13 protein-coding genes are annotated in these 12,497 nt (G+C 71.3%); 6 read left to right on the top strand and 7 right to left on the bottom strand.

What is annotated here, in order from left to right:
* Positions 1-1,432 (bottom strand): Clp protease N-terminal domain-containing protein (locus tag G6W55_RS35505; protein WP_175524761.1); only part of this gene is annotated, 1,432 nt, incomplete at its 3' end.
* A 147-nt stretch (positions 1,433-1,579) separates the two neighbouring features.
* Between G6W55_RS35505 and G6W55_RS35510 the strand changes: the two genes are divergently transcribed.
* Positions 1,580-1,984, top strand: coding sequence for a pyridoxamine 5'-phosphate oxidase family protein (locus tag G6W55_RS35510; RefSeq protein ID WP_175524762.1), 405 nt, complete (start codon positions 1,580-1,582; stop codon positions 1,982-1,984).
* Between the two features lie 149 nt (positions 1,985-2,133).
* Here G6W55_RS35510 and G6W55_RS35515 read toward each other — a convergent pair whose 3' ends face one another.
* Together G6W55_RS35515 and G6W55_RS35520 are read right to left on the bottom strand one after the other, a co-directional pair.
* Positions 2,134-2,472 carry a hypothetical protein gene (locus G6W55_RS35515; protein WP_175524763.1) on the bottom strand — a complete coding sequence of 113 codons (339 nt, stop codon included), beginning with the start codon at positions 2,470-2,472 and terminating at the stop codon, positions 2,134-2,136.
* The gene (locus G6W55_RS35520) at positions 2,469-2,675 is read right to left on the bottom strand and encodes a hypothetical protein (RefSeq protein ID WP_143662333.1); all 207 of its coding nucleotides are present in this window, start codon (positions 2,673-2,675) and stop codon (positions 2,469-2,471) included. The genes G6W55_RS35515 and G6W55_RS35520 overlap by 4 nt, the downstream gene beginning before the upstream one ends.
* A gap of 76 nt (positions 2,676-2,751) precedes the next feature.
* On the opposite strand from G6W55_RS35520, the gene G6W55_RS35525 reads away from it, so the two are divergent.
* The gene (locus tag G6W55_RS35525) at positions 2,752-3,771 is read left to right on the top strand and encodes a hypothetical protein (RefSeq protein WP_037874738.1); all 1,020 of its coding nucleotides are present in this window, start codon (positions 2,752-2,754) and stop codon (positions 3,769-3,771) included.
* 29 nt (positions 3,772-3,800) lie between these two features.
* Positions 3,801-4,865: a helix-turn-helix transcriptional regulator gene (locus G6W55_RS35530; RefSeq protein WP_309243878.1), complete on the top strand. Its 1,065-nt coding sequence runs from the start codon at positions 3,801-3,803 to the stop codon at positions 4,863-4,865.
* On the opposite strand, the gene G6W55_RS35535 is transcribed toward G6W55_RS35530, so the two are convergent.
* The gene (locus tag G6W55_RS35535) at positions 4,862-5,908 is read right to left on the bottom strand and encodes a helix-turn-helix transcriptional regulator (RefSeq protein ID WP_175524764.1); all 1,047 of its coding nucleotides are present in this window, start codon (positions 5,906-5,908) and stop codon (positions 4,862-4,864) included. The genes G6W55_RS35530 and G6W55_RS35535 overlap by 4 nt on opposite strands.
* A gap of 352 nt (positions 5,909-6,260) precedes the next feature.
* Between G6W55_RS35535 and G6W55_RS35540 the strand changes: the two genes are divergently transcribed.
* From G6W55_RS35540 to G6W55_RS35550, 3 genes are read left to right on the top strand one after another with little or no spacing between them, the layout of a single operon-like run.
* On the top strand, positions 6,261-7,808 hold the full coding sequence (locus tag G6W55_RS35540; RefSeq protein WP_175524765.1) for a circularly permuted type 2 ATP-grasp protein: 1,548 nt from the start codon (positions 6,261-6,263) through the stop codon (positions 7,806-7,808).
* A complete protein-coding gene (locus tag G6W55_RS35545; protein ID WP_175524766.1) occupies positions 7,805-8,737 on the top strand; it encodes an alpha-E domain-containing protein in 933 nt (310 codons plus the stop codon). The genes G6W55_RS35540 and G6W55_RS35545 overlap by 4 nt, the downstream gene beginning before the upstream one ends.
* Before the next feature lie 5 nt (positions 8,738-8,742).
* Positions 8,743-9,597, top strand: coding sequence for a transglutaminase family protein (locus G6W55_RS35550; RefSeq protein ID WP_175524767.1), 855 nt, complete (start codon positions 8,743-8,745; stop codon positions 9,595-9,597).
* Between the two features lie 45 nt (positions 9,598-9,642).
* Here G6W55_RS35550 and G6W55_RS35555 read toward each other — a convergent pair whose 3' ends face one another.
* The 3 genes from G6W55_RS35555 to dnaJ form a co-directional block, all read right to left on the bottom strand.
* On the bottom strand, positions 9,643-10,752 hold the full coding sequence (locus G6W55_RS35555; RefSeq protein ID WP_175524768.1) for a sugar ABC transporter substrate-binding protein: 1,110 nt from the start codon (positions 10,750-10,752) through the stop codon (positions 9,643-9,645).
* 265 nt (positions 10,753-11,017) lie between these two features.
* A complete protein-coding gene (locus tag G6W55_RS35560) occupies positions 11,018-11,482 on the bottom strand; it encodes a heat shock protein transcriptional repressor HspR (RefSeq protein WP_085212244.1) in 465 nt (154 codons plus the stop codon).
* 2 nt (positions 11,483-11,484) lie between these two features.
* Positions 11,485-12,497: molecular chaperone DnaJ (dnaJ, locus tag G6W55_RS35565; RefSeq protein WP_175524769.1), on the bottom strand; the 1,013-nt coding region annotated here is incomplete at its 5' end.

A 12,497-nucleotide genomic window follows, 5' to 3' on the forward strand; every position in this document is an offset into this window, starting at 1 on the left:
TCAGCTCGCCGACCCGGTTGAGGGACTGCTTCTCCTTCTCCCAGCGGGCGTTGAGACCGCGCAGCTCCTCCTCCTTGTCGGCGAGGTCGCGGCGCAGCTTCTCCAGCCGCTCGCGGGAGGCCGCGTCGGTCTCCTTGGCGAGCGCCAGCTCCTCCATCCTCAACCGGTCGACGGAGCGCTGGAGTTCGTCGATCTCGACCGGGGACGAGTCGATCTCCATCCGGAGCCGGGAGGCCGCCTCGTCCACCAGGTCGATGGCCTTGTCGGGCAGGAAGCGGGAGGTGATGTACCGGTCGGAGAGGGTGGCGGCGGCGACCAGCGCGGCGTCCGCGATCTGCACCTTGTGGTGGGCCTCGTAACGCCCCTTGAGCCCGCGCAGGATGGCGATGGTGTCCTCGACGCTCGGCTCGGCGACCAGCACCTGCTGGAAGCGCCGCTCCAGCGCCGGGTCCTTCTCGATCCGCTCGCGGTACTCGTCCAGCGTGGTGGCGCCGACCATGCGCAGCTCACCGCGGGCGAGCATCGGCTTCAGCATGTTGCCCGCGTCCATCGCGGAGTCGCCGCCGGCGCCCGCGCCGACGACGGTGTGCAGCTCGTCGATGAAGGTGATGATCTGCCCGTCGGAGTCCTTGATCTCGGCCAGGACGGTCTTCAGCCGCTCCTCGAACTCGCCCCGGTACTTGGCGCCCGCCACCATCGCGCCGAGGTCGAGGGCGACCAGCCGCTTGTTCTTGAGGGACTCCGGCACGTCCCCCTTCACGATCCGCTGGGCGAGGCCCTCGACCACGGCGGTCTTGCCGACGCCGGGCTCGCCGATCAGCACGGGGTTGTTCTTGGTGCGCCGGGAGAGGACCTGGACGACCCGGCGGATCTCCTGGTCACGGCCGATGACCGGGTCGAGCTTGCCCTCGCGGGCGGCGGCGGTGAAGTCGGTGCCGAACTTCTCCAGCGCCTTGTACTGGCCCTCGGGGTCGGGGGTGGTGACCCGGCGGGCGCCGCGCGCGGTGCGGAACGCCTCCTGGAGCGTCTTCGCGTCCGCGCCCTGGCGGGCGAGCACCTCACCGGCCTGGCCGCCCTTGGCGGCGATGCCGATCAGCAGGTGCTCGGTGGAGAGGTACTCGTCGCCGAGGTCCCGGGCCCGCTGCTGCGCGTCCGCGATGACGGCGAGCAGCTCCCGGTTGGGCTGCGGCGGCGCGACGGTGGACCCGGCCACGCTGGGCAGCCCGGCCAGCACCCGCTCGGCACCGGCGCGCACGGCGGCCTGGTCGGCCCCGGCGGCGGCCAGCAGGTCGACGATGTTCTCGTTGTCCTGGCCCTCCAGCAGGGAGAGCAGCAGGTGGGCGGGGGTGAGGTCGGGGTTTCCCGCCGATACGGCGCGACTGCCGGCCGCGTTGATCGCGTCCCGGCTCCGGTTGGTCAGCTCGGCGTCCACGTTCGCTGTCTCCTCCTTGGGGCCTCGGGGTCCGTGCGTCAGCCGCTCCCGTCACCGACTCAGACTGACTCCATAAGCGTACACAAAGTTGAGTCCGTTCCGCTCAAGCTTCGGCGGGAGGCTCGCCGGGGGCTAGATTCCGGGCCCATGGAACCCGGATCCCTTCCCGACCCCACCGCCTATCTCGCCTTCTGGCGTGAACGTCATGTGTGCACCCTGACGACACCACGCCCGGAGGGCGGCCCGCACGTGGTTCCGGTCGGAGTGACGTACGACCCGGAGAGCGGAGTGGCCCGGGTGATCGCGGACGGCGGCAGCAAGAAGGTGCGCAACATCCTGGCGGCGGGCCCGGACGGCGCCCTGGTCGCCGTCTGCCAGGTCGACGGCCGGCGCTGGGCCACCCTGGAGGGCCGGGCCCGGGTCCGCACGGAACCCGACCGGATCGCCGAGGCCGAACGCCGCTACGCGGAGCGCTACGGCCGGCAGCCCCGGGTGAACCCGACCCGGGTGGCCGTCGAGATCGAGGTGACGCGGACGCTCGGACGAGGCTGAGCGCACGACAGCTTTTTCCGGCCAGTTCCACGGCCCGCCGATACCCCGAAATGTCGCCACAAATAACAGCGGCGTCACCGTGTTCAGGTCACGGTGACGCCGCTGCGGGGGGAAGCACCTGAGCGATCTGTTACGACGGGGGAATCGCGTCAGGCACTGCGGGGGGTGGCTGAGATGGTGCGGGGCACGGCCGCGGGGGCCGGCTCCGCCAACTGGTGGTCCCGCTGGTCGAGATTCACAAAGATCATTCCGTACCGGATGGCGCACCGGACGGGCTGCGGCGCCCCCCGGGGCCGTCGCAGACACCGGTAGGCCCGGACGTCGTCGTCCTCGTCCCGTGTGACGACGACCGGCTCTCCGAACACGGTCACCATCAGCGAGTCACCGCTGTGGGGGATGGCGGTGACCAGGTCGATGAAGTGCCAGCCGGAGCGGTAGGCCGTGGCCATCTCGCGTCGGAAGGAACGGTCGTCCGGAGGATTCGTCATGAGCCCGCGCCCGCCACGATCACGTCCCAGTGCAGGTCGGGCGGTGCCGCCTGCGTGTCGGTGGTACCCGCGCCGGCGGGCACGCTGTCCCACCAGAGGTCCTGAAGTCCGATCGCGCCGAAGACCAACCCTGCCGAGAAGGCCACGGCAAGCACCGAGCGAAGCATTCTCTTGCGCATGTTGGCTTCGTCCTCACTTCCCAAGTCTTCTCCCCCGCCCTCAAGACAATGGCTCATCCAGGCACGTCAAAGCCACAGAAGCGGTGCATCATGTTCCTGCATGTTCAGGACCCTGGGGGGTGGAGATTTGACGAATAACCATACAAAAGGGGCACATCTCCATGGGCTGGAAGACCTGTGCGCCGACGGAAAACGCCTGTATGCCGACGCTTTGCGCCTCGGACGCATCACTCGCACCGAAGTGGACCCCGCGCCGTGTCTGGTGGAGTTCGCCCTGTTGCACCCCGACCCCGACGACCCGAACTGGCTGCTCCCCGTCCCCCCCGTGGCCGCCCTCGCCCAGCGGCTGCACCCGCTGGAGCGCGAGATACAGGAGCGCCGGCACCTCGCCAACGAACTGTCCGACGCCTTCGAGCCGTTCATGGCCATCAGCGCGCAGGGCAAGCCCAACACCCACGCCATCACGGTGCTCGAGGGGTTCAGCCGGATCAACGCGGCCATCGAACTGGCCACCGCCGAATGCCGGTCGGAGATCCTGACCGTCCAACCCGGGGGCGGGCGCAGCGAGAACGCGCTCAACGAGGCCGTCAAACTCGGCCAGCACGTCATCGCACGCGGCATCACCATGCGCACCCTGTACCAGCACACGGCCCGCCACAGCCAGGGCACGCTCGCCTACGCGGAGCGCATGAGCCACGGCAACGTCGAGATCCGCACCCTGGAGGAACTCATCGAGCGCCTCATGGTGTTCGACCGCACGGTGGCCTTCATCCCGGCCCGGGACGACCGCAAGATCGCGCTGGAGCTGCGCCACCCCGGGCTGGTCGACTACCTGGTCAAGGTGTTCGAGCAGCAATGGGCGCGTGCCGTCCCGCTGTTGGAGGAGACGCCGTACGCTCCCCCCATCGACGGCATCAGCGGAGTCCAGATGTCGATCGCGAAACTGCTGGTCGAGGGCCATGTGGACGAGGCCATCGCCCGCCGCCTGGGGATGAACGTCCGCACCTGCCGTGCCCACATCGCCAAGCTCGCCGCCGCCCTCGGCAGCGGCAGCCGGGCCCAACTCGGCTTTCTCATAGCCCAGTCGGGGATCCTGGACCGGGAGCAGCAGGACCAGTAGAACCGACAGGACAGAGGGGGAACGTGACGGTGACCGTGCCGCATCCGGAGCACGGCGTGGACGATCTGTGCGCCACGGGCGCCGAGCTGTACCGGCGGGCCCTGCGCGAGGGCCGGCTCCCCGCGGGGGAGGCGAGACCGGCCCCCTGTCTGCTGGATCTGGGACTGCTGCACCCGGCCCTCGACGACCTCGACCGGCTGGAGCCCATCGCCCCCGTGGTGGCCCTGCACCGGCTGCTGCGCGTCTCCGAGGCCCGGATCGCCGACGAACGCCGCCGCGAGGAACGGCTGTCGGAGCTGTTCGCCCCGCTGATGCGGCTCGCCCAGGGCCCCGCGGCTCCCGCGCAGGAGGCGCCCACCCTGCGCATCCTCAGCGGCACGGAGCCCATCAACCGGGCCATCACCGCCGCGACCATGGACGCCGCCCGCGAGGTCCTCTGCATCCAGCCCAGCACCCACTCCCGCGGCCCGCGCGGCGAGACCGCCCAGGGCGTCGCCATGGACCGGGACCAGGCCCTGCTGGACCGGGGCTGCCGGATCCGCACCCTCTACCAGCACACCCAGCGCCACCAGCCGATGACCGTCGCCCGCTACGAGCAACTGCGCGGCGACGTCCAGGCGCGCACCCTGGACGAGGTCACCGACCGGCTGATCATGATCGACCGCACGGTCGCCTTCATCCCGGCCGGCGAGGACGGCAGGCTCGCCCTGGAGGTCCGTCACCCGGCGCTGCTGACCTACTTCGCCACCACCTTCGACCGGCTCTGGAGCCTGGCCACGCCGATGCACCCGGAGGCGGTCCGCCGGCCCACCCTGAACGGCGTGACACCCCGTCAGCAGTCCATCGCGGCCCTGCTGGTCGAGGGCCACACCGACGCAGTGATCGCCGGCCGCCTCGGCATGAACGTCCGTACGGCGCGCGTCCACATCGCCAAACTCGCCGCCACCCTGGGCAGCGTGAGCCGCGCCCAGCTCGGCTACCTCATCGCCCGCTCGGGAATCCTCGACCAGGAAGGCCGGGAGGGCCAGGAGGGCCAGGAGGGCCAGGAGGGCCAGGACAACGGCCAGAACAGCCAGGCCGACGAGCCGGGCTAGGACGAGGACCGGGACCGGGTCCGCGGCACCCCCACCGCCGTCTCCCCCAACGCCGCCTCCCCCACCGGCCCGTCCAGCCCCACCTGCGCGATCCGCACCCCCAGTTGGGTCCGGCTCGCCGCGCCCAGCGTCTCCGACAGCCGCGCGATATGGGCACGGCAGGTGCGCACGCTGATGCCGAGCCGCTCGGCGATGACCGCGTCCTGGTGGCCCTCGGCGAGCAGCGCCGCGATGGACTGCTCCCGGTGGGAGATGCCCTCGATCCTGGGGTCGGGCAGCGCGGCGGTCAGCGGGATCGCGAGCCGCCACAGCCGTTCGAAGACGGTCTCCAGATAGGCGATCAGCGCCGGGTGACGCAGCTCCAGGGCCATCGTGCGGTCGCTGTTGGCGGGGATGAAGGCCACCGTGCGGTCGAAGAGGATCAGCCGGTCGATCACCTCGTCCAGGGTGCGCGCCTCGACCGAAGGGCCCATCAGCTCAAGGTAGTTCAGCAAACCCTGACCGTGCCGGGCCACATGGGTGTAGAGGTCGCGCATCCGCACACCCCGGCCGCGCAGCTCCAGCGCGCGGTGCAGCCCCTCCGACAGTTCGTGCTCGCGCCGGATGCCGCCCGGCTGCACGGTCAGCACCTCCGTCGTGCACGCCTCCGTGGCCCGGTCCAGCGCCGCCTGGATCCGGGAGGCGCCGTCCAGCACCCGGATCGCCGCGCCCTCACCGGCGGCCGGTGCGGAGGCCGGGCCGCCGAGACCGGCGTACCACTCGAAGGCGGCGACCGCCGAGCCCATACGGCGCTGTCCCGCGCTCATCTCGTCGTAGAGCCCGTGCAGCAGCCGGGTCATGACCTCCTGCGGGGAGGTCGGCACCAGCCAGGCCATGTCGTCGGGGTCCGGGTGGAGCAGGGCGAGATCCAGCAGGCAGGGGACCTGTTCGGCGTCGGCGCGCGGCACCCTGCCCCGCCGTACGGCCCGGGAATACACGCGATCCCCGGCCTCGCACAGTCGGTCGGCGCCGTGTGGATGGTCCTCCGCCCCGTGCCCGGCCATCGCCCATCCCACCCCCGCCTGACACCCTTCCTACGGCTCTTCGCAGCGCAACTATGCGCGGCCCGGACCGCCTCCGCAACACGGCTCCCCCGGCCAGGGCCGTGGAAAACCTTCCATATGCGTGAGTTTCTCCCGGCCTCCGCCCCTCCCCTTGCAACAAGCTGACGGTGGTGCGCCTCGCGCGCGCGGTGCATCGTGGAACCCACTTCCCCCCGGGTGCCTGACACCCGCGGAGTCCCGGCCGGGCGACGGGGGAGCCCGGCCGGGCGGGAGTCTCCCACCGCCTTCGCGCGTACGCTCCCGGAAACCGGCGAGTGATCGCCGCGTCACGTACCGGCTCTAACGTCCCCTCATGGCGGACATATTCGATGCGTACGCGCTGGCCGATGCGTGGGACGAGATGTTCGAACGGCCGGGTGTGGTCAGGCCCGCCTATGAGCCGGTGCTGGCCGCACTCCAGCCGATCGAACCTGGGGAACTGCGCTTCCGGGCCGACCAGATGGCCCGTGCGTTCACCGACCGCGGCGTGACCTACGCCTTCGCGGGCGAGGAGCGGCCCTGGCCGCTGGACCTCGTCCCCCGGATCCTGGACGCGGTCGAGTGGGATTTCGTACAACGCGGGGTGAGCCAGCGGGTCCGGGCCCTGGAGGCGTATCTCGCGGACGCCTACGGGCCCTGCCGGGCCTTCGAGGACGGGGTGGTGCCCTGGCGGCTGCTGCTCGGCTCCCCGCACTTCCACCGGGCGGCCCACGGGGTCGAGCCGCCGGGCGGGGTCCGGGTCCATGTGGCCGGGATCGACCTGGTGCGGGACGAGGCCGGGGCCTTCCGGGTCCTGGAGGACAACGTGCGGGTGCCCAGCGGGGTGTCGTACGTGATCGAGAACCGGCGGGCCATGACCCGGGTGTTCCCGTCGCTCTTCGACGGACAGCACGTCGTGCCCGTCGACGGGTACGCGCAGCGGCTGCTGGCCGCGCTGCGGGCCGCGGCGCCCGAACGGACCGCCGATCCACGGGTGGTGGTCCTCACCCCCGGACCCGGCAACGCCGCCTACTTCGAACACGCCCTGCTGGCACGGCTTATGGGCGTCCAGCTCGTCGAGGGCCACGACCTGGTGTGCCGCGGCAACCGGGTGTGGATGCGCACCACCCGGGGCGAGGTGCCGGTGCACGTCGTCTACCGGCGGCTCGACGACGACTTCCTCGACCCGCTGCACTTCCGGCCCGACTCGGTGATCGGCTGCCCGGGCATCCTGGGCGCGGCGACGGCCGGGAACGTCACCCTCGCCAACGCGGTGGGCAACGGCATCGCGGACGACAAGCTGCTCTACACGTACGTGCCGGACCTGATCCGGTACTACCTCCGTGAGGAACCGATTCTCCCCAATGTCGAGTCGTACCGGCCCGACGAACCCGGCCAGCTCGAAGCCGTCCTCGACCAGATCGACCGGCTGGTGGTCAAACCGGTGGACGGCGCCGGCGGCCAGGGCATCGTCATCGGGCCGAAGGCCGACGCGCGGACCCTGGAGCGCACCCGCAAGGCGGTGGCCGCCGATCCGCGCGGCTTCATCGCGCAGCGGCCCGTCGCCCTGTCCACCTCCCCGACCCTGGCCGGCGACCGTATGGCGCCCCGACACATCGATCTGCGCCCGTTCGCCGTGAACGACGGCGACAACGTCTGGGTACTGCCCGGCGGACTCACCCGGGTCGCGCTCCAGGAGGGCAATCTGATCGTCAACTCCAGCCAGGGCGGCGGCTCCAAGGACACCTGGGTGCTCGCCGAGGGCCCCGTCGAGGGCCCCTCCCGCACCGCCGGGGACGGCCCGCCGCCGTCCGTCGTCCCCCGCCAGCTCGGGCCCGACGGCACCCCCGCCCTCGTACCGGAAGGGGCGCGGCAGCAGTGAACGACGTGATCCTCTCCCGTATCGCGGAGGCGCTGACCTGGACCGGCCGCTATGTGGAACGGGCCGACGCCACCGCGCGCATCCTCGACGCCTACCTCCACCGGATGCTGGAGGACCCCTGGCGCGACGAGGACCTGGCCTGCCGGTCGCTGTACGCGATCCTCGGCATGGACGCCGGGCCCGCCCCGGTCGACATGCAGCAGGTCCTCGACCAGCTCGCCTTCGACGCCCGCTCCACCGGCGCCATCGAGGGCGCCCTCGGGGCCGCCCGGCTCAACGCCCGCAGCGCCCGTGAGGCCGTCTCCTCGGCCATGTGGGAGTGCCTGAACGCCACCTGGCACGCGCTCGCCGAGCAGCGCCGCGCGGCCCGCCGTACCGGCCCCTACGGCTATCTGGAGCTGGTCCGCAGCAGGGCGGCCCTGTTCTTCGGGCTCGCCGACTCCACCATGAGCCGCGACGACAGTTGGCGGTTCGTGGTGCTGGGGCGCAGCCTGGAGCGGGTGGACATGACCGTACGGCTGCTCTCGGTGCGGGTCCTGGACGCCGCGCACGCGCCGGACTGGCCGACCCTGCTCAGCGCGTCCGGCGCCGACGAGGCGTACGCGCGCGTGTACGGCGGTTTCGGCGACACCCCGCGGGTGGCCGAATTCCTGCTCCTGGACCGGGACTTCCCGCGCTCCGCGCTGCACGCCCTGACCACGGCCGAGGAGTGCCTGGCCGCTCTCGGCCGCCCCCGCCAGGACCCGGCGCGCCGTCCCATCGGCCGGCTGCGCACCCGCCTGGAGTACCTCGACACCCACGCCCTGGAAGAACAGCTCCCGCCGCTCCTGAAGGACCTCCAGACCGCCTGCATGGCCTCGGCGGAAGCGGTCGCGGAACGGTTCTTCCCGTACCAGGGGCCCGTCGTGTGGGCCCGGGAAGGAACGTGAGCGCGATGGCCGCCGCCACGACCCGCAGGCTCCGTATCCGGCACACCACGCATGTCTCGTACGCGCGGGCCGCCGTCTCCTCGCACAACGAGGTCCGGATGACCCCGCTCACCCTGCCGGGGCAGACCACGCTGGACGCCCGGGTGACCGTCCGCCCGGCGGCCACCACCTGGTCGTACTGGGACTACTGGGGCACCCAGGTGACCGCGTTCGAGCTGATCGACCCGCACGCCGATCTCACCATCACGGCCTCCAGCCTGGTGGAGACGGCCCCGCCGGAACCGCTGCCGCCGCCCCTGGACTGGGCCGCGGTGGCCGAGAGCACGGCCGGCTCCCGGCTGCTGGAGTTCGCCTCCCCGACGGCCCGTACGACGGTCCCGAAGAAGCTGGTGAAGAAGGCGCGCGGGGCGGCCGCGGGCCTCGATCCGCACGGGGCGGCGGTCGCCGTGTCCGCCCTGGTCGCCGACCGGGTGACCTACCTCCCCGGCGCCACCGGCGTGAACACCTCGGCGGCGGAGGCGTGGCAGCAGGGCGCCGGCGTCTGCCAGGACATCGCGCACCTGACCATCGCCCTGCTGCGCGGTCTGGGCCTGCCCACCCGCTATGTCTCCGGCTATCTCCACCCGGAGCGGGACGCGGAACTCCACCGCCCGGTGGCCGGACAGAGCCATGCCTGGATCGAGTACTGGGCGGGCGACTGGCACGGCTACGACCCCACCAACCGCACCCGCGCCGACGAGTCCCATGTGGTCGTCGGCCGGGGGCGGGACTACGACGACGTCACCCCGCACAAGGGCGTCTACCGGGGCGTGGCCGGCGGGCCGCCGGACGTGACGGTGGAGTTCACGCGCGTGGCGTGAACTCCACCGGGGACCTCAGGACTGCGGGTACTACGGGTGCTGCGGCTACTTCAGGCCGAGGGAGTTGCAGGCCGACTTGTACTTCTCGGTGCAGATGTCCTGCGCCGTGAAGACGCCGTCGGCGATCACGGTGTCCTTGAGGTTGCTCTTCGTCAGGGCGACCACCTGCACCAGCTTCGCCGGGATGTCCTTGTGGGTCGGGCTGTCGACCTTGTCGCGGGTCAGCGCCTCGAACTGGAGGGCGCGGCCCTGGACCTTGGCGACGGCGGCCTCGGCGGCGGCCTCCGCCTCGGCGCGGTAGGGCTTGTAGACCGTCATGTACTGCTCGCCGCTGACGATCCGCTGCACGCCCGGCAGCTCGGCGTCCTGGCCGGTGATGGGCGGCAGGCTGCTGCCGCTCAGACCGGCCGCCTCCAGCGCCTTGATGATGCCGCCGGCCATGGTGTCGTTGGCGGAGTAGACGGCCGCGATGTTGTCCTTGCCGATCTTCCCGATCGCCTCGGTCATGTGCTCCTGGGCCTTCTCCGGGCTCCAGTCGGCGGTGTCGTACTGCGCGGCGATGGTCACGCGGCCGCTCAGCTCGCTGAGCGCGCCCTCCTTGAACTGCGCGGCGTTCGGGTCGGTCGGCGAACCGTTGATCATGACGATCTTGTCGCTGGTGTCGGCGGTGCCGAGCGCCTCGGTGAGGGAACGGCCCTGCACCTCGCCGACCAGCTCGTTGTCGAAGGAGACGTACGCGTCGATCGGGCCCTGCGCGAGACGGTCGTAGGCGATGACCGGGATGTTCGCGTCCTTGGCCTTCTGCACCATCCCCGCGATCTTCTTCGAGTCGACCGCGTCGAGCAGGATGCAGTCGACCTTGTCGTCGATCATCTTCTGCATCTGCTCGTCCTGGACCTTGGCGCTGTTGGCGGCGTTGGCGTACGCCGTCTTGCCCTTGCCGTCGGTCAGCGCGGAGATCTTCTCCTTGATGATCGGGTAGTCGAACTCCGCGTACCGGGTGTTCGTCTTCTCCGGCAGGAGCACGCCGATGGTGACGTCGTTGCTGCGGGTCGGGGTCGCGTCCGCGCTGTCCGAACCGGCGTCGAGCATGCCGCACCCGGCGAGCGAGAGAGTCATCGTGGAGGCGACCACGGCTATGGCGATACGACGCATTCAGGGGCTCACTTCAGGTGCGTTCCGGACATGGGTGCGACATGTTGACCCAGGTGTCAGAAAAGACAACGCGTCGGCGCCCCCACCAGTCAAGCCGTACTACTTAACGAAGTGACAACATCACACTCCGCTTAGCATGTGAAGACGCATGGAGACCGAGCGAAGAGGGTACGCACTTCTCTTTACGGACTCTCCGCGCCGCGGGAAGCACACGGAAGAGGGGCCCGGAGATCTCTCCGGGCCCCTCTTCCGTGTGTGTATCGCCTCAGTCGGACTGCGGGCGCTTGGGGCGCCACACCACCAGCGCGCTGGTCTGCTGGACCTCCTGGTACGGGACCAGGTCGCGGCGGTAGGAGGCGTGGACCGCGGCCTCGCGCTGCTGCATGGCCGCCGCCGCGCCGTCCAGGGCCGACTCCAGTTCGGCGACCCGGGACTGGAGCGCGGCGACCTGGTTCTCCAGCTCGATAATGCGCTTGATACCGGCCAGGTTGATGCCCTCGTCCTGCGACAACTGCTGGACGGTGCGCAGCAGCTCGATGTCACGGGCCGAGTAGCGGCGGCCCCGCCCGGCGGTGCGGTCGGGGGAGACCAGCCCCAGGCGGTCGTACTGGCGCAGCGTCTGCGGGTGCAGGCCGGAAAGCTGGGCCGCCACCGAGATGACGTAGACCGGGGTCTCCTCGGTCAGTTCATACGGCCCACGAAAAGTGTCACCGCGTCGACGGCCATCCATCCTTATGCTCCCTTCGCGGCCTCGAACAGGTCCGCCCTCGGATCCTCGTCCGCGGTCGCCTCGCGATACGCCTCGAGCGCGTCACGAGCCTTCCCCGTCAGGTCCTTGGGGACACTCACCTCCACGGTGACCAGAAGGTCGCCGCGGGTGCCGTCCTTGCGGACCGCGCCCTTGCCCCGCGCCCGCATGGTGCGGCCGTTGGGGGTGCCGGGCGGCAGCTTGAGGGTGAGCGACGGGCCGCCCAGGGTGGGCACCCTGATCTCCCCGCCGAGCGCCGCCTCGGTGAACGTCACCGGCACGGTCACCGTGAGGTTGTCCTCCTTGCGGCCGAACACCGGGTGCGCGCCCACATGGACGACGACGTACAGATCGCCGGCCGGGCCGCCGCGCTCGCCCGGCGCGCCCTTGCCGCGCAGCCGGATGCGCTGCCCGTCCGTCACCCCGGCCGGGATGCGGACCTGCATGGTGCGCGAGGACTTGGCGCGGCCGCTGCCCTTGCAGTCCAGGCAGGGGTGCTCGGCGATCAGCCCGCGGCCCTTGCAGTCGGGGCACGGGTCGGTCAGGGAGAAACCGCCCCCCGAGCCCCGGGCCACCTGGCCGGTGCCGACGCAGGTCGGGCACACACGCGGTGTGCCGTTCTTGTCGCCGGTGCCGGAGCACGCCTTGCACGGGGCCTGCGAGGACATCCGCAGCGGGACGGTCGCGCCCTCGATGGCCTCGGTGAAGGTCAGGGTGACCTCGGTGTCGATGTCCTGGCCGCGCCGGGGCTGGGTACGGGTCGTGCCCCCGCCGCCGCGGTTGAACAGGCCGCCGAAGACGTCGCCGATACCGCCGCCGAAGCCGCCGGCTCCCCCGCCCTGGGGGTTGCCTCCGAAGAGGTCCCCCAGGTCGAAGTTGAAGGAGCCGCCGCCGGCGCCCGGACCCGGGCGGAACCCGCCGTTGCCGAAGAGGGCGCGGGCGTCGTCGTACTCCTTGCGCTTCTTGGGGTCACCGAGGACGTCGTTCGCCTCGGAGA

The sequence above is a fragment of the Streptomyces sp. CAI-85 genome (assembly GCF_013363615.1).
Classification (GTDB): Bacteria; Actinomycetota; Actinomycetes; order Streptomycetales; family Streptomycetaceae; genus Streptomyces; species Streptomyces antibioticus_B.